The organism is Actinoallomurus sp. NPDC050550 (assembly GCF_040655075.1).
In the GTDB taxonomy this organism is placed as follows: Bacteria; Actinomycetota; Actinomycetes; order Streptosporangiales; family Streptosporangiaceae; genus Actinoallomurus.
In genome coordinates, this window is record NZ_JBFAJC010000011.1 from 179204 (window position 1) to 199612 (window position 20409).

The following is a 20409-nucleotide window of genomic DNA, read 5'->3' on the forward strand; positions in this document are numbered from 1 at the left end:
TCTGCGGCTCGATCACTACTCGCTGGACGTGTGGAGGGCGGAGGAGCGCGGGACTCTGGCCTGATCGGCCGTTTCCTCGGCGTCCTGCGTCGCGGCCCACGTGCCGAGCAAGCGGATCGCCTCTGCGGAGTGCGATCCGGGTTCCGCTGAATAGGCGTAGAGCCAGCGCTCCCCGTCCGGGAATTGCAGCGCCTCGACGTGCATGATGAGCTCGCCGACGACGGGGTGTTGGAATCGTTTAGGACCACGGCATCGGGCATCGACATCGTGCTCGGCCCACCAGCTGCGGAACTCGGGACTGGCGACGGACAGTTCGCCGATCAGTGTGTGCAGCTTCTTGTCGCGTGGGTAGCGGCCCGCAGCCTCCCGTAGGACCCCGACGCTCACGCGCGCGTTCATCTCCCAGTCAGTGAAGAGGTCGCGCGTCGACGGATCCAGGAACAGCCAGCGCGGGTGGCTGGCCGCCGCGGACGGCATCGGTTCGAGTCCCACCAGCAGCGCCCGTCCCATGCGGTTCATCGCGTGAACGTCTCCGCGCGAGTCGATGATGATCGCAGGGGTCTTGAGGCTGTCGAGCATCAGCTTCATGCCCGTGTCGAGGGGCGCGAGCTGCAGATCGTCGGGCTTGGGCGCGGCGACGGTCGACCGGACGAGGTTGTGGAGGTACTGCCTCTCGATCTCGACCAGCCGCAGCGCGCGGGCGATCGCGTCGAGCACCTGATCGGACGGCTGTAGGTGGCGGCGGCCCTGCTCAAGGCGGGCGTAATAGTCGAGACTCACGCCGGCCAGCATCGCGACTTCCTCGCGTCGCAGGCCCGGGACGCGGCGTTGGCCGTCGGTCTGGATACCCACGTCCTCAGGCTGCACGCGCGCCCGCCGGGTGCGCAGGAACTCTCGCAGCTCACCGTTCTTGGCCACGCTCCAACGGTAGTGGCCGGGTGCGCTGGCGTGGGTGGGTCTGCGCGTCCGAGGATGCTGCCACCACTGGTCGGTGCGGCGCACGGGGTCCCATAGTCGACGCATGACCACGATCACTCAGACCTCCCTGCTCGGCGGCAAGGTTGTGCGGCGCATCGGCTTCGGTGCGATGCAGCTCGCCGGCCCATGGGTGTTCGGCCCGCCGAAGGACCCGGACGCGGCTCGTGCCGTGCTGCGCCGCGCCGTCGAGCTCGGCGTCAATCACATCGACACCTCGCAGGCTTACGGTCCCGATGTCGTCAACGAACTCATCGCCGAGGTGCTGTACCCCTACCCGGACGGCCTCGTCATCGCCACGAAGGTCGGCGGCTCCCGCGATGAGGAAGGCGGATGGATCCGGGCCTCACGTCCGGAACAGTTGCGGGCGACCGTCGAGCAGGACCTTCGCTCCCTGCGGCTCGAGCGGATCGACCTCGTGAACATGCGCTTCGGGGTCGGGGGCGCTGAACCGGACACGGTTCCGCTCGCCGAGCAGCTCGGTGTCCTGACCGATCTGCGCGACGAGGGCAAGCTCGATCTCATCGGCATCTCGACCGTGTCCGCCGACGTCGTCAAGAGCGCCCTTGAGATCACCCCGATCGCCGAGGTGCAGAACGCGTACAGCATCGCGAATCGTACGGATGAGCCGGTCGTCGATCTCTGCCGCGAGAACGACATCGCCTACGTTCCCTACTATCCCCTCGGCTCCGCGTTCACTGGTGGCCCGCAGGCGCTCGCCGCCGATCCAGCGATCGCATCAGTGGCCGCCAAGCACGACGTCTCGGCGTCGCAGGTCGCGCTCGCCTGGCTGCTTGCCCACTACGACCGCATGCTGCTGATCCCCGGCACGAGCTCGGTCGCCCACCTCGAAGAGAACCTGGCCGTCGACGGCATCCAGTTGGACGACGACGACCTCGCCGCGCTCGACCGCGTCACCCACCTTGGTGCCCCGAGTTTTTGAGACGGAGCGGGTCGGAACGGACCGGATCGGATCGGCAGGTGCCAGGTGACGGACCCGGTGCCGCGAGATGACCCACTCCAGCCGACCGCCATGGGAATCCGCGGTAGTAGGCCGACTTCAAGTCGGCTTGAAGTCAAATGGGACGCATGGACCTGATCCCTATCGGTGAGGCCGCCGACCGGCTCGGCATGCGGACCTCGGCACTCCTTCACTACGAAGAACGCGACCTCGTACGGCCGGCCGCGCGGGTGCACGGAAAGCGGATGTACGGTCGGCGGGAGCTACGGCGCCTGGCGTTCATCCAGATCGCGCAGCGGCTCGGTATCGGCCTCGACGCGGCGGCCGCCCTGCTGGACGAGGGGAGTGAGCAGTGGCGGGAGACCGTCGGCGGGCAGATCGAGAAGCTGGAGGAGCTGATCGCCAGGGCTCAGGGCGCCAAAGACTTCCTCAGCCATGTGCTCATGTGCCCCGCTGAGCACCCCGCGCGCGAATGCCCGCATTTCGTCGAGGCGCTGGACCGGCTGCTCGACGGCGTCTCCTTCGAGGAGCTCGCGAGCGAGCACGTCGAGATGGGTCCCTCACGGTGATGGGCGGTTTCGGTCCGTGGCGGTCACGTCCGCGACGATGCAGGTCGCGTCGTCTCGGTGCCGGTTCAGGGGCGTCAAGGCCAGTAGGGAGGTCACGGGTCGCCTCTGGCGTTCGCTCCTGACTCAGCACGTTAGGTCGTGTCCAGTCATGACCGTGCCGGTGCCTCCGCCACGAGAGGGCGCGGAGGCACCGGCGAGAGAGGGGATCGGGTCAGGAGCTGGGCGTGAGGTTGGTGACCGTGGTCGGCGGGTTCGGGAAGTTGAAGTCCGCGCTGCAGCCCTGAGCCGGACCGGAGAAGTTGATGGTCGTGAGGGGGACTGTTGCCTGGATGAGCACGTCACTGTGGAAGCTCAGGGAGCGCCCACCGTTGGTGATGTTGATCGTCGCCTGACCGGTGCGCTCGACCGAGACCGCCTGCAGGCCGGTGAGGTACGCGTCGCCCAGCTGTGAGGCGGACTTGGCGGTCCCGTCGGGGTTGAGCTGGACGAGGATGTCCCAGTTGATGAAACCGGCTCCGTTGAAGTCCTGGCAGGTCAGTTTGGTCGTGGTGGGCGTCTGAGCGGTGTCGGCGTGGGCCGGCGTCATGCAGGCCGCGCCGACGGCCACGCCGAGGGTGGCGGCGATCAGTGCGGTGAGCACGGCGATGAGACGTCGCGTCCGTGCGGTGACGGTCGTCGTGCGGCTGAGGGATGCAGTGCGCATTGTGGCACCCGTCCGTTCTGTTTCGGAGCTGGAGACCTTTCCTGTCGCCCCGCCGCGGTCGGAGCCGACACCCCAGTCGTACGGCCGCCGATGTTGATCGGGTAGTCGGTTTTGTTTGTTCTGCTGATCTTTAGGTTGATTGATTCAGCGGCCGGACCATAGGAACGGTGCGTCGGCGCTTCCTGCCATCGGTGTTGCTCGCGCATCGCGGCGAACTTGCGGGCCGGCATGATGTCGCGGAACGTCGGGAGGCCCGCATGCCCATCGGCCGGATACGGCTCGTCAGCGCTCGATCAAGTCATCGGCCGCTTTCCCTGGGTGGGTGCTCATGCGCCGACAGCGTCCAGCAGGGCGTCCCGATTGGCCAGAATGAAGTCTCTCAACGCTCGGGGTCTCAGGTCGATGGCGGCCAACGATTCGTCGGGGAGCTCGATGAAGTCCGGGTCGTATCGTCCGCGCGAAGGGTCTTCGAATTCGGGGCCGTTACGCCGCGTAAGGTCCAGCTCGGTAAGCCGCGCGACGAAGATGTGCTGCACTCGCACGCCGCCATCTTTCGGTCGGCTGAGCAGGAACACCTGCTGACAAAGGCCGACGGTCGCTCCCAGCTCCTCGTGAAGTTCCCGTCGCAACGCCTCCTCCAGTGATCGATCACCCGGTTCGACTCGGCCGCCGGGGGTCGTCCAGTAGACCGGCCGGCCTGGGCGGGTGCGTTTGATCAGTACGAGGCGGTCGTTATCGTCGATCAGGATCGCGCGAGCGGAGTGCTTGACCTCGATTGCCGGTCACTTCCAGGAGACTGTGTAGTTGTTCGGTAGGGTCCCCATGGCTTCGTACCTTCGCCAACGAGCCGCGACCACCGTCGAGTCGGAGAAGATCAGTTCAGTTTCGGGCAAGGTACCGTTCGGCGCCAGTGATTTGTTGTTGGGCGGCGGGCATTTCTGGGGAATTTTGAAATCGGGTATGCTCTTCCAGGTCGTGGCTTCGGTGCCGCCAGGGAGTATGCCTCCCATTTCGTCGGTGACCAGGTTGACGCCGTCCGCCGACATTGTGCGCTTGCTCGTGTTCGTCAGCGAGAAATGAATGCAGTACGGCACCTTGGCTTGGAGCGGCCGGCTGACCTTTGGGGTGAAGCCTGTGCTGGGAAGCTTCTCGATGGCGCTGACCGTCAGTCCTATATGGTAAACGGGCCCGGTGGGATCGGTCTGCGCAAGGACGGAGGCCTGCGCTCCGATTTTGAGGGTCTTGCCGGAAGGGGTCTCATCGCTGCCGGACCGGGAATATGCGGTGACGGCGTAGACGGCCAAGCCGCATACCGTAAGGGCCGCCAGAATGACAATGGCGCGTCCCCAGGTCAACGGTGGATTGGCGAGCTGCGTTTCGGGGCCTGGCGACGGGGTGGCCGGCGTCGTTTTCGGGTTCGGCGGTGGTGGGGTCTGAGCCGTTTCCGGGCTTGGTGCCTGCGGAGTGTCCGGGCTTGGTGCCTGCGGAGTGTCCGCGGTGGCCCCGCGCAGCCGCGCGATGATCGCGGTCGCGTCGTGCGGCCGGTCGTCGGGCCGTTTGGCGAGCAGTTCGAGCACGAGCGCGTTGAGGTGGTCCGGGATGTCAGGACGCAGGGATTTGGGTGGAGCAGGGATCTGCTCTAGATGCTGGTAGAGGATCGCGGCCAGGCCGGGGCCGGTGTCCACCCACGGAGTACCGGTGAGCATTTCGTACAGGACACAGCCGAAGGCGTACAGGTCCGTCCGCTGGTCGACGGTACGGCCCTGGATCTGCTCGGGTGCCATGTACAGAGGCGTGCCAGAGGACCCGCCGGTGACGGTGATCTTTGTGGCGTCGGCGAGGCGGGCGATCCCGAAGTCGCAGACCTTCACCCGCCTGCTCTCCAGAAGAAACAGATTGGCGGGCTTGAGGTCTCGATGCACGATGCCTTGTTCGTGCGCGGCCGACATCGCGTCGAGGACCTGAACGGCCAGGTCCGTCACCTGTTCGATGGGCATCCCGCCAGAGTGTTCGCCCAGCGTTCGTTGCAGGTCCCGGCCCCGCATCAGCTCCATCACCAGGAAAAGCAGACGCTCGTCACCGAATTGATGCTCGTCGATGTCGAACACCGTGGTGATACCCGGATGATTCAACGTCGCGGCGATCTCGGCTTCCCGGCGAAACCTCGCCACGGCCGTCGGGTCCGCCGCCATCGCCAACGGCAAGATCTTGACCGCCACCGGGCGCCGCAGCCGTAGATCGACACCCCGCCATACTTCGCCCATACCGCCCCGGCCGAGCGGCTCCTCCAGCTGGTACCGGCCGGCCAGCTCCAAACCACCCCGCACCCATGCCTCCGCCCGGCCGTCAGGGATAGATCACGTAATCGACACATTCCACCAGACCCCGGTGACGGGGGTCCAGTTCGCTCCAGCGCCGACGCGGAGGCCATGGGCAGGTCGGGTGCGCCGACGATGAGGTGGACGTCCTCGGCGCTGATCCGCCGGTCGCGGTCACCCCCACTGGCCGGGCTGGTAGTCACCGCCGGGCTGCCGGGTGATGACGTTCATGCGGTTGTAGGCGTTGATGAGGGCGATCAGGGACACCAGGGCGGCGAGTTGGTCTTCGTCGTAGTGCTTGGCGGCGTTCGCCCAGGCCTCGTCGGTGACACCGCCGGCGGCGTCGGCGATGCGGGTGCCCTGCTCGGTGAGCTCCAGGGCGGCGCGCTCGGCGTCGGTGAAGACCGTGGCCTCTCGCCAAGCGGCGAGCAGGTTGAGGCGCGTCGAGGTCTCCCCGGCGTGCGCGGCGTCCTTGGTGTGCATGTCGAGGCAGCCGGCGCAGCCGTTGATCTGGCTGGCGCGGATCTTCACCAGTTCCTGCGTCGCGGCCGGCAGCGTCGAGTCCGTCACGACCTTGCCGGCGGAGTTGATGTACTTCGAGAACTTCGCCGCGGCCGGGTTGCCGTAGAAGTTGAGACGGGCGTCCATGGTGATCTCCTTGCCGTGTTGGCTGCTACACCTCACTGACCCGATCGCCCGGCACGATGTGACAGCCGGCCGAATGTGATCTGCGTCTCCCGGCCGTGCCCCGGCTGACCGACCCGCTGGCCAACAGTGATGCAAAGACTCTTTGCAAAGACCCTTTGCGAACGCTTATGATCGCTGCATGGCGGACCGCCCCCCAGCTCAGGAGATCACCGACGTCGCCGTGCTTCGGCTGCTCGCGCACCCCCTCAGACGCAAGATCGAAGAGTGCCTGCGTGACGGGCCGGTCAACTCCACGACCCTCGCGCGGGCGCTCGGTGAGAGCACCGGGGCGACCAGCTACCACCTCCGGCAACTCGCCAAGCACGGGCTCGTCGAGGAGGTTCCCGAGCTGTCGAAGGGACGGGAACGCTGGTGGCGCGCTGTGCCCGCTGATCGGCGGTTCCCGCCGTACAGCCGCCAGACCCCGGAGGTGCGCGAGGCGCTTTCGGAGATGGTGCGGCACAACTTCGCCGAACTCGTCGAGCTCTTCTCTCGCTTCTCGGCCGGCCGGGAGGCACTGGGCGATTGGGCGGACGCGTTCCTGTTCTCCCGCGCCACCCTCCGTCTCACGCTCGATGAAGCAAAGGAGTTCTTCGAGGAGTACATCGCGCTGATCTACCGCTACTCACGACCCAAGGAGGAGACACCTCCCGGCGCACGTCCGATGCATGTCCGGCTGCTCGGCATCCCCGACGCGGACACCTCAACACCCACGGCAGGCTCCGAGGAATGAGCCGGGCCGCCGAGCCTGCACGCTCGGCGACCCGGTGAACGGAGCCCGTGTCACCACGCCATAGGGCGTGTCTTCGCGTACACGAATCCCAGAGAAAGGAGAGCACGTCGTGCTGCTCTCATTCAAATCCCGCCGCGTCCGAGCGGTCGGATGGGCGGTCGGCCTGCTGGCGTCGCTTCCGGCCCTCGTGCCGTTGTCGGCGACGGCGCGCCCCGCCGCGTACGACTCCGCCGGCCCGAGTGCCACCACCGTGAACCGCAGCGATGTCTCCTTCCGCGGAGGCGACGGAGTGACCCTGCACGGCACGGTCGTCGCACCGAGCAGGAGCACCCGCCCTGTTCCGGGCGTCGTGCTGGTGGGCGGCTCCGGTCCGGCGCCCCGGCAGGAGTACACGCAGGAGGCCGAGGCGTTCGCCCGCGCCGGGATCGCCGCGCTCATCTACGACAAGCGGACCGTCGGCTACTCGAAGATGCACCGCGACTTCTCGCTCCTCGCCACCGACGCGCTCGCCGGCATGCGGACCCTCCGGGCCCGTCCCGGCGTCGACCCCGCGAAGGTCGGGTTGTGGGGGTTCAGTGAAGGCGGCTGGGTTCTGCCGCTGGCCGCGTCGCGGTCTTCGGACGTCGCGTTCCTGATCACGGTTGGTGGCCCCGGCTACACGCCGTTGCGCACACAGACCTGGAACCTCGCCGTCCACCTGCGGCATCAGAACGTCTCCGGATCACTTCTCGACACGATCAGCGGACCGGCGGCGCACCTCGTGGACGGCGCGGGCCTGTTCCCCTCGGCCGGGTACGACCCGGTGCCCCTGCTCGAACGCCTGCGGCAGCCGGTCCTCGCGTTGTGGGGTGAACATGACACCCAGGTGGTGCCGCGAGAAAGCGCGCAGATCTACGAACGCGCCCTCGCCCGCGCGGGAAACCAGCACGTCACCGTACGGTTCATCGCCGGTGCCGGCCACAACGGCCACCGTACGACCGACGGGTTCCACAATCTCGGCGGGCCGCTGCTGGGCGGCCATCCACTGGGCGCCCTCCCTCCCGCCTCTGCGGCCATGATGACGTCGTGGATCCACCAGGTCGCCGATGGCCACCCGCCGCTGTCCAGCACCGCCGCACCTCCACGGCAGGCCCTCACCAGCCGTGCCCCTTCGAACGGCGCCTGGTACGAGGCGAACGCTCTTGAGTGGGTCGCGATCGCGTGTCTTCTGGTGGCGTTCGCCGGATATCTGGTGACCGGGGTCATACGCCGGATCGCCGGGCGCACGGAAACAAGGGGACCGGCATGCCGCTCAGCACGCCTGCTCGCGGCGACCGGTCTGGTGACCGTCGCCGGAACACTGCTGTTCACGGTCTCGGTCTTCGCGACGAGCGGACAGCTCATCGGGCCGGTCCTCGTCGGTCGCCCGCTCCCGTGGCTGATTCTCCAACTCCTCGCCGTCATCGTGGCCGGCGCCACGGTCGCGACCGCCACGGTCGCCTGGCGGAATCGGCGCACACCGACGTCCGGCGGCCTGCGCATTCGTGTCGCCATGGTGACGGTCGCGGGAGCGATCTTCATCCCATGGGCGGCCTACTGGGGTCTCCTCGCCTGGTGATCGGTGAACCTCGGTCACCTCGTCGGCCGCCGTGACCTCAAGCCTCATGGCAACGAGGCGGCGCTCAGGCCAGGCGCAGGTCGATCCAGTAGACGTCGTCGCCGGGCAACTGGTACCGGTCGAACTCGACGAAGCCGTGCTTCTCCGCGAAGCGCAGGCCGTCGACGTTCGCGGCCCAGATGACCGTTTCGATCACCTCGGCGTCGAGCTCTCGTGCCTGGGCCAGCCCTCGCTCGTACAGTGCCTCCCCGAACCCCTGGCGCCGGTGTTCGGGGAGGACCCGGGCGATCACCGTGGCCGTGGATCCGTTGTCGCTCGTCGGCGGGCGTACCGTCGTGCAGCCGACGAGGACGTCGTCGGCGTACGCGACGTCCAGCAGGTTGCGGCCGGAGCGTTCACGGACCTCGTCGAGCGACAGCGTGGCAGTTGGGATGATCAGGTTGTGGACGTACCGCCAGTCTTTGAGGCCGGCCTCGCCGTCCACTCGCTCGATGCGAAGATTGGGCACGGGCATAGAGAAGCGCACTGCGCCGTACGGCGTCAAAGCGGATTTCGGTCAGGTACGACCGGCGGTCAGGGCAGGAGCTTCACGCGGACCGGATCGCCGTGGTGGGGAACCTGCCCGGACGGGACGAAGCCGTCGTTGTCCTGCCAGACGTACGTGATGGTGACGGGTGGCAAGGATGCGCAGCACTCCGGGTCCTGCGCCGCGTAGTGCGTGTACGTCACCGTGAAATGGCCGGTACCGGTGGTGACGCCGCGGATGGAGTCGGTCTCCGTCACGGCGTCCCAGCCGAGGAACTTCGTGCCGTGCCAGAAGAAGACGAGTTGGCCCTTGCCGTCCGCGGTCGGGGTGCGCTGGCCGGCGGCGGTTGCTTTTCTTCGTCCATTCCGCCGTACGGGCGGTGGTCAGACGTGCGGGGTGAACTTCGAGAGCTGGTAGATGTCCAGCTCCCGCTCGATGCCGGCGACGCGGTCGACGATGCCGGTGAAGCCCGCGGCGCCGAACCGCCGGTGTTCCTCGTCCTCGAAACGCTCGCCCATCTCGGCGAACTCGCGCGCCGGCATGATGTCGCGGAACGTCGGGAAAACGACGGTGTCCTCGCGGGCCTCGTGCGGCGCGTACATCCGGTCGAAGGACCTCATGGCGTGGACGACTCGTTTGCGGGTGTGCTCGTCGGCCAGGCCCTTGGCGGTGGCGCCGTCCAGGATGCGTCGGGTGAGGATCCGGCCTTTGTCGTGCTGTGTCTTCAGCACGTCGACGGTGTCGACCAGCTTTCCGGCCTTGCGCAGACGCGGGAAGATGTAATTCTCCTCGAGCTTCTCGTGGTACTGCTCGATGAATGTACGGATGATGTCGGCGGACTCGCGGAGCGCCTCCGGCGGAAGATCCTTGCCGTGCCGCAGCCGCCGCTCCGCCTCCTCATAGATCAGCAGAATCCGCTTCAAGACGCCGTGCTCCCGCATGAGGTCCTCGGTCGGCGGAACCTCCTCGGCGGGTGCCACGGTGACGTCTCCAGCCGCCGTACGGCCGCCGGCCGAGGCGGTGAGCAGGACGCCACCGGCCGTCGCCGCTGACAGGCGTAGCAGGCGACGCCGCTCAACGGCCGGGTCGACACCGGTCATCAGGACCCCTCATCCCCTGGTTGTCGCGGACCCGGTGCTCGAGGACGTACCCGCTGGAAGTCCCCAGATAGTGACGAGTCGACCAAAGCCCCGCAAGGTTCCCGTCAATGGGCAGGTCGTACGGCGGGGGCGCTCCTGCGTTTCCGGGCCCCAGGTGGCCATAGTCGCGGACGAGAAGGGGCTACTCGATGACCGTATGAAAATGCATCCTATAAGTCTGGAAGCGGATAGAACGGAGACCGCCATGCCTCGCGCTGACGCAACGCGGCAACGTCGTCCACCTGCTGACATGAGCGTGGACAGGCTTCGACTGTTGGGCTCGCTGGCCGGTATCGCCGGTCCCGTTCTGCTGGTGATCTATTTCGCGGCTCCCGCGGTGACGGGCTGGCCTTATGCCGGAGCCTCGCCCGACAAGCTGCTCAGGTATGCGAGCAGCCATTCGTTGTTGTTCTACGCCGGTGGCTGGTTGCAGGCCACGGGCGCCTTGCTGAGCATTGTGTTCTTTCTGGCTCTGCTGAAGCTGAGCGAGACGGCGGCGCGGATGTCGGGGATCGCGACCATCGTCGGTTGTGCGCTACTGCTCTCGGTTGTCGTCATCGAGGCCGCCCTGCTGGAGGCGGTGCCGATGGCCGCCTCTGCCGGGGACAGGGCCACGGTCGCGACCACGTTCGCCCTCAGCAATGGGGTGTTCGCTCGGATCTTCCCGCTGGCACCGGCCCCGCTCCTGTTCGCGGGCATCGGCTTCGCTCTCGAACCGGCCGTGCTCAGGCCTGGCTTCGCGCGATCGGCACGGGTCGTCGCCGTGCTCTTCGTGATCGCTGGTATCGCGGCCGTCTTCGGCACTCCCGGCCTCATCTTCGCCATCGTTATGTCCGTCGTACAGGCCATCTGGATCCTGACCGCGGCAGTGGCTCTCAACCTGTCGTGGCGACGTGTGCGGCAGGGCACCTCAACGCCGTGAGGGCCAAGGTCGAGCAGCGCGACTTCGTCGTTGCCCTGGCTCAGACCAGGCCGTGCTGGTAGGCGGCGACGACGGCCTGGACCCGGTCGCGCAGGCCGAGCTTGGTCAGCAGCCGGGACACGTGGGTCTTCACCGTCGCCTCACTGACAACGAGCACGGTGGCGATCTCCGCGTTGCTCATGCCCTGGGCGAGTAGCCGCAGGACTTGGGTCTCGCGTTCGCTCAGTGCTTCGAAGCGGGGCGGGGTGACAGAGGTCGTGAGGGCCGGTAGCGCCCGCTGGATGAGTGTGCGGGTGATCGCCGGGTCGAGCAGGGCCTCGCCGGATGCGATCACGCGTACCGCGTGTACGAGCTGTTCGGGCGTGGCGTCCTTGAGCAGGAAGCCGCTCGCTCCCGCATGAAGCGCCTGGGCGACGTGTTCCTGGCTGCCGAAGGTGGTGAGGATGAGGACCTTGCAGTTGCGGAGCTGCCGGGTCGCGGTGATGCCGTCCATACCGGGCATCTGGATGTCCATCATGATCACGTCTGGTCCGAGCGTACGCGCGCGTTCCACCGCGGCGGCACCGGTACCGGCCTCACCTACGACCTCGATGTCGGGCTGCGCGGAGAGGATCATGGCGAACCCCTGCCGCATCAGCGGCTGATCGTCGGCGATCAGTACCCGGATCTTGTTCATGGGGGCTCTCGGAGTCGGAGGGTGGCGCGAAGAGCGTATCCGCCGCCGGGCACCGGGCCCGAGAACACCTCGCCGCCGAACAGAGCGACACGGCGGCGGACGCCGTCCAGCCCGTGCCCGCCCGAACTCAGCCTGGCGGGAGCGGTGGTCGGCGCTGCGTTCGTCACCCGCAGATCAAGCAGTTCGGCAGTGCCCCTGATGTCGACGCGGGTGGCGACCTGCCCGGCATGCTTGATCACATTGGTCAGGGCTTCCTGAACGATCCTGTAGGCGGTGATTCCGGCCGTACGCCCCGGCTGCGTGACCACGTCGATGTGCACGTCGACCGGGAGCCCGCCCGCGCGAAGCCGGTCACACAGTCCCGGCAAATCGGCCAGGCCGGGCGGCGGCCCGAATCCGCTGTCGTCGTCGCCGGTGGGCTGGAGCACGTCCACCAGCCGCCGCATTTCCGTCATCGCTTCCCGCCCGCCATCGATCATCGCGGTGAGAATCGGCGAGGCAGGGTGGTCGTCGGGCAGAGTGGTCCGGACGGCACCGGCCTGCACAACCAGCAGGCTCACGTGGTGTCCTATCGCGTCGTGCAGTTCTCTGGCTATCCACACGCGTTCGGCCAGCACGGCCTGGGCGGCCAGGAGCCGCTGTTCGGACTCGGCGCGCGCCAGCAGTCGGCGATGTTCCCCTGCGTATAGGCCGATCGTCGCCGCGATCGCGAAGATCCCCGCTGCCGCGGTGAACCCCGCCAGGCCCTGCCCGGCCAGCGCTGCGGCACCGTATGCGGTGACCACCGCGCCTGCCGCGACGGCGGTGACGCGCCAACTGGAGATGGTCGCCAGCGTGTAGAGAGCGATGGCCGGCAGCAGCGGCCCGATGACGGTTCGGTCCGCGGTCGCCGCGGCGACCACGCCGCAGGCTGTCGTCACGGCGAGGACGGTGAGCGGATGACGGCGGCGAAGTGTCAACGCCGCGATGCTGAGCAGTTCGGCGGTCGCGGAGCCCCACGCCCGCACCGGGTCGCCGCCACTACGCACCCCCACTACCGCGCCGATGACGGTGAGCACGGTGAACGTGCCGGTGACCGCGAGGTCACCGGCACGTCGCCACCAGGAGGGTGCCATCGCTCAGGCGTCTCTGCGGGTGGTACGCCATGCCCCGGCCAGCGATGCGACGATCACCCAGGCCAGGAGGACGGCCACAGCCGTCACGACCGACATCGGCACCACGTGAGTACCGCCGACCGAGGCCGGGATGAGCCGCTCGCCTGCGGCGTTCGGCAGCAGCTCCCGCAGCGTCCCGAAGCTGGTGGCATGTTCCAGGACCCGGGCCAGGGCCAGGTTCCAGCAGAGCAGCAGTCCGATCGCGAGGCTGCGAGAGGACAGTAGTGAGGAGAGCCCGACCGCCAGGATGGCGGTGACCCCGAGGGAGACCGCGACCGCCAGCCCACACCGGGCAAGCACGCCTGCTGAAGGCGCCGCGCCCGGACCGGCGAGCATGACGGCACCGGCTGCCATAGCGGCAATCGCCAGGAGAGCGAACGCCCAGGTCACGATCAGGGCCGCCGGTATACGGACGGCGAACAGTGCTAGCCGCGACCGGCCAGTGGACACCAGGTCACGGAACACTCCGGCGGCGGCGTCACCACCACCGGCGGCGGTCCCGATGATCACGGCCGTGACGCCTCCCAGATACATCACCAACATCATCGCGTTCGCCAGCCCGCGCGTTCCACCGGCCGGCCCGTAACGAGTGGCCTCGAGCGCATGCCGGGCCCCCTCCAGCCCGTAATACAGAAACTGTGCGCCGACGAACAGGATCACCGACCAGGCCATCAACGCTCGTCGTCGAGATAGCTTGAGCAGGTCCGCTTGGATCATTTTGATGCCGGTCATTTCGCCGCCTCCAGCTGTGCGGTGATCTCCAGAAATCGCTCTTCGAGAGTGGCGCGGACGGGTTCCAGCCTTTCGACGCCGATGCCGGCCTCGACCAGCCAGCGGTTCACCGCGGCGGGCGTGATCCCGGCGGCGGGGGTAACCCGGAGCACTCCGGACTCCTCGAGCACAAGCTGGGTCACGGCCTGCCGCTGCTGCAGCACCGCCGTCGCCCGTGACGGGTCGTCGCAGCCCACCAGAACCTGCCGACCGGTGTGGGCGATCTCCGACACCGCGCCGCCCGCGACCAGGCGGCCGCCGTCGATGATGGCGACCATGTCGCAGGTCTTCTCCACCTCATCCAGCAAGTGAGAGCTGACCACCACCGTGCGGCCATCCTCGACCAGTGACCCGATCAAGCGCCGCATCTCCAGGATGCCGGCCGGATCCAGCCCGTTCATCGGCTCATCCAGGATCAGCAGCTGCGGGTCGCTGAGCAGGCACCGTGCGATGCCCAGCCGCTGCCGCATGCCCAGCGAGTAGCCACTGACCCGGTCGTCGGCCCGGTCGGCGAGCCGGACCCGCTCCAACATCGCCGCCACCCGGCCGGGCGCGGCCGGGCCGCGTACCGCGGCGGCGACCTGCAGGTTCTCCCGGCCGGTCAGGTGCAGGTGGAACCGGGGTTCCTCGACGATCGCACCCACCTGGGCCAGGGCATCGCGCCGCTGGGCGGGCATCGGCAGGTCCAGCAGCCGTACCGTGCCGGACGTCGCCCGGGTCAGCCCGAGCACAGTCCGGATCAGCGTGGTCTTACCTGCTCCGTTCGGACCCAGCAGCCCGAACGCGCATCCGCCCGGCACCCGCAGATCCAGCCCGGCCACCGCGATCCGGTCACCGAATCGTTTGGTCAGCCCCGCGGTCTCCAGGACCGCGCCTTCCTGTGTGGTGTTCATACAGAGCAAGCTAATTTTGGAACGCGCGGCGCCCATCGGGCACCAGAGCGAACCTGGATGTCATCTTGAGACGCAGTCCGCGGCTTAGTCCATCTTTTGGATGACGCGGTTCAGCCGGCCCGCCGTGCCGGAATGAGGCTCGCGACAGATAGCTCAGGGTCAGGACGAGGCCGACCAGCGCCAGCACCGAGACGATGGCGGACGCTTCGCCGTACGTCTGGACATCTTTGTCATTTCATCGGCGTCATCGATTTCGAATTCATCACTGAGGGCGGGCATGTGCCAGGCACCTGTGGTGAGGGGGCGGATGGCTGTCCCCTTCTGGACACACGATGTCAGGCTAGGTACCTTGTGTCGCATGGAACCGGGTGACGCATCGAACCTTCTCACGCAGATGCGGAGGGGAGCGCTGCCGTACTGCGTGCTGGCGCTGCTGCGTCACGAGCAGCGGTACGGCGTCGAGATCGTGCGGATGCTCAGCGAGGTCGACGGCATGGTCATCAGCGAGGGGACGATCTACCCGCTGCTGTCCCGGCTGCGGCGCCAAGGGCTGGTCGAGACGGTGTGGCAGGAGTCCACCACCGGCCCGCCGCGGCGCTACTACCGACTCACGCCCGCGGGGCACCAGGCGCTGGAGGCCTTCACCGCGGAGTGGGAGCGGTTCAGCGGCGCGGTCGAGCACTTCATCGGGAAAGGGACGTGAGGGCGATGACGGTGACCGATGAGCTGATCGGGGAGTACCTCGGCCGCCTCGAGGCGGCGGCGCGGGGGCTGCCGCCGGATCGCGGGGCGGAGTTGGTCGCGGAGATCCGGGAGCATATCGACACCGTGCTGGCGCAGAGTCCCGACCGGACCGAAGCCACCGTACGGACGATTCTCGACCGTCTGGGTACGCCGGAGGAGATCGTTCAGGAGGCCGGCGTCGGCCTGCCGGAGACGTCGCTGGTACGCGCGGCGACGGCAGGGCAGGCGTCTCCCCGAACGCGCGCGGGTGCCTTCGAGATCGCGGTGGTCATCCTCCTGCTGATCGGCGGCATCGTCCTGCCCCTGCTCGGCTGGCTCATCGGGGCGGTGCTGCTCTGGGCGTCCGCGCGCTGGACGCTCCGCGACAAGCTGATCGGCACGCTGGTGTTCCCCGGCGGGCTGGTCATCCCGGCCTACTACTTCCTCTTCTGGAGCGGGAGCACCACCTGCGACGGGACGGGCCACTGCGAGTCGTCCGGCACCTCGGCCGGCACCGCCTCGACGGTCTTGCTGGTCACTCTCGTCGGCTCCCTCGCATCGGCGGCGTACCTAATGCATCGGGCGCGGCGCTCCGGAGACTGAACCCTCGCGGCACCCGGCCCGGGCGAATCGGTGCTCGGGCCACCTCGCACGGTCTCAGGCGAGAACGTCGGTGGCACGGTGGTCGTCGCCGGCGCCGTCGATGAGCAGGATGGCGCTGCGGGAGTGGTCCGCGCGCAGCGGGATGATCTCGCGATAGGCGGGGGAGTCGTACCAGGCGCGCGCCTTGTCCAGGTCGGGGAACTCGATGACGCCTCGCACACCGAGCCTGATGGCACCACCGCGCGAGAACGCGCACCCTTTGGCGCTCCGCCGCGGTGCGGGTCGACTTTTAGCTTTTGTGATCTTGGTCCGCGAACCGGTCTCCTGCCCCGGATGTCTCACCTCATGGACCGCGCCACAGGGGCGCGCCGTCTGAAAAGAAGGGGAGCTCGTGAACCTCGACCTCCGTCGCCGGGTACCGGCGCTGCTCGCCGCCACCGCGCTCGTGGGCGGCATGGCCGCCGCCACGGCCGCCGCCACGGCCGGGAGTGCGTTCGCCGACACGACCTCGCGGACCTCGGTGAAGTGCGTCAAGGCGGCCGGCAAATACAAGCCCGTGCTGATCAAGAAGTTCACGATCTGGGGACACCAGGAGAACACCGGCAAGCACGTCAAGGTCGGCGGTCACCTCAACGTCTACCGTTCGGACGCCTGCAAGACCGTGTGGGCCACGGTGGTGAAGAAGAAGACGTACACCAAGAAGGCGTACGAGACCGGGACCGGCATCGAGTGGACGGACCCGAAGACGCACAAGCCGAAGATCGCCTACAACCACAAGACGACGACGAAGCCGCTGTCGACCCCGGTCGTGCGCCTCGCCGACAAGACGAAGTTCGACGTCGACGGCGGGTTCGCGGCTGACCTCCAGTACGAGGGCGGCGGCAAGCTCGTGGTCCGCTTCAAGTAAGCCTCCGGCCCGGGCGGGTCACCGTCGGCGGCGCGGCCGACGGTGACCCCTGGGCCGAAGGGACGAGGTCAGCCGCAGGCCGACTGGAGCTCCTTGCCGGCGCTGATCAGGTCCGAGGTGTCGGGCATCTGCGGGTTGCCGCCGGCCGTCGACTTCACCTGGCTCCCGAGCTTCTCCATCGCGGACGCCGCGTGGTTCGCCGCCTTCTCGACATCGCCGTCCCCGGAGTCCTTGCCCTCCTGGCGCATGGTCGCGGCGCTGGTGGCGTACGTCTGCGCCAGCGCGGTCGGGTTGTTGATCTGGGTCATGCCCGTGCGGTTGGTCTGCTGGATGGTGTTCTGCAGTTTCTCGCACGCGGCCTTCTTGTCCGCGCTGCCGCAGGCGGTGGCCGACAGCGCGAGCGCGGTCGTCAGGGTGAGCGCTCCGGCGAGGCGAAGGGGGGTCTGCATCACTGATAGGTCCTTCGTAGTCGTTCGTTGTGCCGCCTGGGCGAGGTCCCAGACCCCTATTCGATACGCATGTGGCCGATGTGGTTCCAGTGAGTCACGGTCGCCTTGTTGTATCGGCCTGCGTTGCCGTCACCGGAGGTGATCGACAGGATTCCCTGAGGGACGTGCGAGAATCCCGGGACGGTTCCCGATCTCTCTGCTCGATCGAGCGTGATCGTCGGAACGTCCCCCCGGGGAGGCGACCCGCAAGTGGCCTCCCCGGTTCGTTCACCAGGAGGATCGATGTCCGCGCCGTACCCCCCACAGCCCTCGCCGCAAGGCGGATCGCCCAACTGGCAGCAGCCCAACCCGACGCCGCCCTCCGGACCGGCGGGCCCCGGCGGGCCGTACGGCATGCAGCCTCCCCCCGGTGGACCCGGCATGCCTCCTCCCGGTATGCCCGGGCCCGGCATGCCTCCCGGCGCGTACGGTGGTCCGCCCGGACCGTACGGTCCCCCGCCGGGGCTCGCGCCTGGCCAGCGCCGGAAGCGCCTGCTGATCGTCCTGCCGATCGCGCTGGTCGCTCTGGTGGGCATCATCGTCCTCAACCGGATGGGGTCTGGTTCCGACGAGGCGGCCGTCGGTGACTGCGTCAAGAAGACGTCGGACGAGACCACCTCGAGCGGCAAGCACATCACGGGCGACAACATCAAGACGGTCGCCTGCACGGACGCGTCGGCCACCTACAAGGTCGTCGGCAGGGTGGAGCACGTTTCCCGGATCAGCGTCGGCATCCAGGAGATGAACGGCAAGGGCGTCTGCAGCCCGTACCCCTCGGCGACCGTCCGCTACTGGCGCGGCAAAACAGGCGGGGACGGTTACGTGCTCTGCCTCGCCCCGAACCAGCACTGAGCGGCCCGGGGGTCAATGCTCGGCGCGGAAGGAGCGGGCCGAGGCGACGCGGTGGGATTGGGTGACCTGTGCTCCGGGCACCGTTTCGGTGTCCATGCCTGCACGCTCGGACGGGATATTTCGCCCACGGTCGAATCGATCGCCCGGTCGTACGGCTGGGCGATCGCTGGTTCCAGCGGAAAGTTACGGTAACGCGTCTCCAATGGCGTTGGTGAGGCACAATCTGACTACTGTCCGCGAGAAGGGAGTCACGCATGGAAGCCGAACCTCCGAGTAGTCCGTCCTCCAGCGGTCCTCACGCGTGCGTCGTCCGGCCCGACCTCGAGCTTCTGGAAGACGTACTGGACCAGTTGGAGATCAGCTCGTTCCGGGACTCCCGTGGCCGCCTGGGCACGCGGTGGCCGTGCTTCAGCCTCTTCTTCACCATCCATGACGAGGACGAGGTCTTCTCCGCGCGCACGATCTATGACCACTTCTTCAGCGTCGAGGACAAGCCGGCGCTCTGCGGGGTCCTCGATGAGTGGAACCGCGACACCACCGGCCTTAAGGTCTACACCGCCACCGACGACGACGGCAGCGTGATCATCGTCAGTGAGGCGATGATGCGCGTCGACGGCGGGGTGACCCGTGAGCAGTTCGCCGCGAGTACGACCGTCTGGCTCGGGAACGCCGGGTCCTTCCACCTGTGGCTCACCCAGCGGCTCTCCCTCTCCGGCCTCGCCGGCGAGCCGCTCTGAGGTCACCTGCCCGTCGGCCGGCCGTCACGGACGGGCCTCCCAGACCATGATCAACAACGCATATTGTTGATCATCCGGATCGAGGTGATCCGGGCTGTGCGACGTATGGCTGGGAGAGACATGAACGGGATGAAGAGGCTCGCCGTGCTGGCGCTCGGGGGCGGCATCGCGCTGACGGCGTCGGTGGGAACGGCGGCGGCCGGGACACAGCCGTACACCCCGGAGCGGATCTGCGGGTCCGGTTTCCAGGTGGTCGAGTCGCAGCCGCTGGGCAAGGCCGGCGAGGCGCGCGTCTACTGGCTCAACAACGGTCCGAGCAACTGCGTGGTGACCCTCAAGGGGGACTCGTACGTCGGGAACTCCGTCAAGATCTCGGCCTCTCTGACGACCGGTGCGACCGTCAAGGTCGACGGTCCCGCCGCGTACAAGTACTACGCCGGTGCGGTTAAGGCGGATAATCCGACGGGCGAATGCGTCGTCTACGGCGGCACGTACGGCTCCTACAAGTTCACCTCCCAGCCGGCCTGCGGCTGACCCCACAGCCACGACTCGAGGGTCGACCACGGCTGTGGTCGGCCCTTTTTCATGGCCGGCGGGGACGCCGGCTCACGGCTTGCGGGCCCGCAGGGAGTACATCAGCGGGATCCTGGGCCGGCCCGCCGGCACCCGGAACATCCCATCCGGCCCTCGCTCCAGCGTCTCGAACCGCTCGAACAGCGTGGCGTCGTGCTCGCGCAGGAACTCCACGCGCAGGCCCGCCTCGGCGATCGCCGTGACGACCGTGCCGAGGCCGTGCTCGAACTGCACCGACGTGTTGTGCCGGGTCGGGCTCGACCGGTCGGCGTACGACCCCGGCTCGGTCCACACGTGGGGTCCGGCGTCGAAATAGTCCGCCGTGACCGTCCGCCCGTCCGCCTCGTCGAGCGTGTTGGCGAAGGGATGGAACTCGGCGAGGTAGAGAAAACCGCCGGGCCGGAGCAGTGCGGTGACGACCTGCGCCCACCGCCGGACGTCGGGTAGCCAGACGAGCGAGCCCAGTCCGGTGTAGACGATTTCGTAGGTCCGCCCGCCGAGCGCCTCCACCGCGTCGTGGACATCCGCGGTGACGAATCGGGCGTCGAGGCCGAGTTCGGCGGCGAGCGCCCGAGCCTGATCGACGGCGGGTGCCGAGAAATCCAGCCCCGTCACGCGTGCCCCGCGACGCGCCCAGGAGAGCGTGTCGAGGCCGAAGTGACACTGCAGGTGAACGAGATGGCGGCCGGTGACGTCGCCCACCTCGTTGTATTCGAAGGCGCGGATGGTGTCCCGCCCGCTCCGGAAGCCCTCGATGTCGTAGAAGGGCCCGGCCACGTGGAGCGGCACGCGCTCGTCCCAGCGCGCTCGGTTCAGCCGGCGCCAGTCCGGTTCGGTCACCGGGCGACGGTACCGCCGTCTCCGGAGGGGATCACCCGGATTTCGCGGTGCTCCACGGGGGA

25 protein-coding genes and 1 pseudogene are annotated in these 20409 nt (G+C 68.0%); 11 read left to right on the forward strand and 15 right to left on the reverse strand.

The features are described 5' to 3' along the window. Positions 1 to 15: 15 nt before the first annotated feature. Positions 16 to 1002: a helix-turn-helix transcriptional regulator gene (locus tag AB0I04_RS18010; RefSeq protein WP_360885669.1), complete on the reverse strand. Its 987-nt coding sequence runs from the start codon at positions 1000 to 1002 to the stop codon at positions 16 to 18. A 19-nt stretch (positions 1003 to 1021) separates the two neighbouring features. Between AB0I04_RS18010 and AB0I04_RS18015 the strand changes: the two genes are divergently transcribed. Next, positions 1022 to 1918, forward strand: a complete 897-nt coding sequence (locus AB0I04_RS18015) for an aldo/keto reductase (protein ID WP_360885671.1) — start codon at positions 1022 to 1024, stop codon at positions 1916 to 1918. Between the two features lie 146 nt (positions 1919 to 2064). After that, entirely contained in the window at positions 2065 to 2505 is a 441-nt protein-coding gene (locus AB0I04_RS18020; protein WP_360885672.1) for a MerR family transcriptional regulator, read from the forward strand. A 211-nt stretch (positions 2506 to 2716) separates the two neighbouring features. On the opposite strand, the gene AB0I04_RS18025 is transcribed toward AB0I04_RS18020, so the two are convergent. The 4 genes from AB0I04_RS18025 to AB0I04_RS18040 form a co-directional block, all read right to left on the reverse strand. Continuing rightward, entirely contained in the window at positions 2717 to 3208 is a 492-nt protein-coding gene (locus AB0I04_RS18025; RefSeq protein ID WP_360885674.1) for a hypothetical protein, read from the reverse strand. A gap of 326 nt (positions 3209 to 3534) precedes the next feature. Continuing rightward, positions 3535 to 3984, reverse strand: a complete 450-nt coding sequence (locus AB0I04_RS18030) for an NUDIX domain-containing protein (RefSeq protein WP_360885772.1) — start codon at positions 3982 to 3984, stop codon at positions 3535 to 3537. Between the two features lie 6 nt (positions 3985 to 3990). Then, a complete protein-coding gene (locus tag AB0I04_RS18035; RefSeq protein WP_360885675.1) occupies positions 3991 to 5523 on the reverse strand; it encodes a serine/threonine-protein kinase in 1533 nt (510 codons plus the stop codon). A gap of 177 nt (positions 5524 to 5700) precedes the next feature. Next, entirely contained in the window at positions 5701 to 6174 is a 474-nt protein-coding gene (locus AB0I04_RS18040; protein WP_360885677.1) for a carboxymuconolactone decarboxylase family protein, read from the reverse strand. Positions 6175 to 6352: 178 nt separating this feature from the next. Between AB0I04_RS18040 and AB0I04_RS18045 the strand changes: the two genes are divergently transcribed. Together AB0I04_RS18045 and AB0I04_RS18050 are read left to right on the forward strand one after the other, a co-directional pair. Continuing rightward, complete coding sequence (locus tag AB0I04_RS18045; protein ID WP_360885679.1) at positions 6353 to 6946, forward strand: metalloregulator ArsR/SmtB family transcription factor; 594 nt, start codon at positions 6353 to 6355, stop codon at positions 6944 to 6946. 109 nt (positions 6947 to 7055) lie between these two features. After that, positions 7056 to 8543 carry a prolyl oligopeptidase family serine peptidase gene (locus AB0I04_RS18050; RefSeq protein ID WP_360885681.1) on the forward strand — a complete coding sequence of 496 codons (1488 nt, stop codon included), beginning with the start codon at positions 7056 to 7058 and terminating at the stop codon, positions 8541 to 8543. 64 nt (positions 8544 to 8607) lie between these two features. Here AB0I04_RS18050 and AB0I04_RS18055 read toward each other — a convergent pair whose 3' ends face one another. The 3 genes and pseudogenes from AB0I04_RS18055 to AB0I04_RS18065 all read right to left on the reverse strand — a co-directional run bounded on the left by AB0I04_RS18055 (position 8608) and on the right by AB0I04_RS18065 (position 10169). After that, the gene (locus AB0I04_RS18055; protein WP_360885683.1) at positions 8608 to 9051 is read right to left on the reverse strand and encodes a GNAT family N-acetyltransferase; all 444 of its coding nucleotides are present in this window, start codon (positions 9049 to 9051) and stop codon (positions 8608 to 8610) included. Between the two features lie 65 nt (positions 9052 to 9116). Next, positions 9117 to 9383, reverse strand: a pseudogene (locus AB0I04_RS18060) (LppP/LprE family lipoprotein); the annotation flags it as partial. 69 nt (positions 9384 to 9452) lie between these two features. Next, complete coding sequence (locus AB0I04_RS18065; RefSeq protein WP_360885685.1) at positions 9453 to 10169, reverse strand: hemerythrin domain-containing protein; 717 nt, start codon at positions 10167 to 10169, stop codon at positions 9453 to 9455. Between the two features lie 289 nt (positions 10170 to 10458). Between AB0I04_RS18065 and AB0I04_RS18070 the strand changes: the two genes are divergently transcribed. Continuing rightward, the gene (locus tag AB0I04_RS18070) at positions 10459 to 11130 is read left to right on the forward strand and encodes a hypothetical protein (protein WP_360885687.1); all 672 of its coding nucleotides are present in this window, start codon (positions 10459 to 10461) and stop codon (positions 11128 to 11130) included. A 40-nt stretch (positions 11131 to 11170) separates the two neighbouring features. Here AB0I04_RS18070 and AB0I04_RS18075 read toward each other — a convergent pair whose 3' ends face one another. Genes AB0I04_RS18075 through AB0I04_RS18090 form a run of 4 tightly spaced genes read right to left on the reverse strand, consistent with a single transcriptional unit; the run spans position 11171 to position 14624 of the window. Then, complete coding sequence (locus tag AB0I04_RS18075) at positions 11171 to 11806, reverse strand: response regulator transcription factor (protein WP_360885689.1); 636 nt, start codon at positions 11804 to 11806, stop codon at positions 11171 to 11173. Then, positions 11803 to 12921 carry a histidine kinase gene (locus tag AB0I04_RS18080; RefSeq protein ID WP_360885690.1) on the reverse strand — a complete coding sequence of 373 codons (1119 nt, stop codon included), beginning with the start codon at positions 12919 to 12921 and terminating at the stop codon, positions 11803 to 11805. Before AB0I04_RS18080 ends, AB0I04_RS18075 begins: the two co-directional genes overlap by 4 nt. 3 nt (positions 12922 to 12924) lie before the next feature. Beyond that, entirely contained in the window at positions 12925 to 13692 is a 768-nt protein-coding gene (locus tag AB0I04_RS18085; RefSeq protein WP_360885692.1) for a hypothetical protein, read from the reverse strand. Beyond that, positions 13689 to 14624, reverse strand: coding sequence for an ABC transporter ATP-binding protein (locus AB0I04_RS18090; protein WP_360885694.1), 936 nt, complete (start codon positions 14622 to 14624; stop codon positions 13689 to 13691). Before AB0I04_RS18090 ends, AB0I04_RS18085 begins: the two co-directional genes overlap by 4 nt. 358 nt (positions 14625 to 14982) lie before the next feature. On the opposite strand from AB0I04_RS18090, the gene AB0I04_RS18095 reads away from it, so the two are divergent. Both AB0I04_RS18095 and AB0I04_RS18100 read left to right on the forward strand, forming a co-directional pair. After that, complete coding sequence (locus AB0I04_RS18095) at positions 14983 to 15327, forward strand: PadR family transcriptional regulator (protein ID WP_360885696.1); 345 nt, start codon at positions 14983 to 14985, stop codon at positions 15325 to 15327. Between the two features lie 5 nt (positions 15328 to 15332). Continuing rightward, positions 15333 to 15950 carry a hypothetical protein gene (locus AB0I04_RS18100; RefSeq protein ID WP_360885698.1) on the forward strand — a complete coding sequence of 206 codons (618 nt, stop codon included), beginning with the start codon at positions 15333 to 15335 and terminating at the stop codon, positions 15948 to 15950. A 54-nt stretch (positions 15951 to 16004) separates the two neighbouring features. Here AB0I04_RS18100 and AB0I04_RS18105 read toward each other — a convergent pair whose 3' ends face one another. Further along, positions 16005 to 16169: a DUF1330 domain-containing protein gene (locus AB0I04_RS18105; protein ID WP_360885700.1), complete on the reverse strand. Its 165-nt coding sequence runs from the start codon at positions 16167 to 16169 to the stop codon at positions 16005 to 16007. Between the two features lie 172 nt (positions 16170 to 16341). Between AB0I04_RS18105 and AB0I04_RS18110 the strand changes: the two genes are divergently transcribed. After that, positions 16342 to 16857 carry a hypothetical protein gene (locus AB0I04_RS18110; protein ID WP_360885702.1) on the forward strand — a complete coding sequence of 172 codons (516 nt, stop codon included), beginning with the start codon at positions 16342 to 16344 and terminating at the stop codon, positions 16855 to 16857. A 68-nt stretch (positions 16858 to 16925) separates the two neighbouring features. Here the strand turns inward: AB0I04_RS18110 and AB0I04_RS18115 are convergent, their stop codons facing one another. Beyond that, positions 16926 to 17306, reverse strand: a complete 381-nt coding sequence (locus tag AB0I04_RS18115) for a hypothetical protein (protein ID WP_360885703.1) — start codon at positions 17304 to 17306, stop codon at positions 16926 to 16928. A gap of 282 nt (positions 17307 to 17588) precedes the next feature. Between AB0I04_RS18115 and AB0I04_RS18120 the strand changes: the two genes are divergently transcribed. The 3 genes from AB0I04_RS18120 (at position 17589) to AB0I04_RS18130 (ending at position 19468) form a co-directional block, all read left to right on the forward strand. Next, positions 17589 to 18197, forward strand: a complete 609-nt coding sequence (locus tag AB0I04_RS18120) for a hypothetical protein (RefSeq protein ID WP_360885705.1) — start codon at positions 17589 to 17591, stop codon at positions 18195 to 18197. A gap of 254 nt (positions 18198 to 18451) precedes the next feature. Continuing rightward, entirely contained in the window at positions 18452 to 18934 is a 483-nt protein-coding gene (locus AB0I04_RS18125; protein ID WP_360885707.1) for a YbjN domain-containing protein, read from the forward strand. 120 nt (positions 18935 to 19054) lie between these two features. Further along, the gene (locus AB0I04_RS18130; RefSeq protein ID WP_360885709.1) at positions 19055 to 19468 is read left to right on the forward strand and encodes a hypothetical protein; all 414 of its coding nucleotides are present in this window, start codon (positions 19055 to 19057) and stop codon (positions 19466 to 19468) included. A gap of 72 nt (positions 19469 to 19540) precedes the next feature. On the opposite strand, the gene AB0I04_RS18135 is transcribed toward AB0I04_RS18130, so the two are convergent. Continuing rightward, a complete protein-coding gene (locus AB0I04_RS18135) occupies positions 19541 to 20347 on the reverse strand; it encodes a class I SAM-dependent methyltransferase (RefSeq protein WP_360885710.1) in 807 nt (268 codons plus the stop codon). Positions 20348 to 20409: the final 62 nt, after the last annotated feature.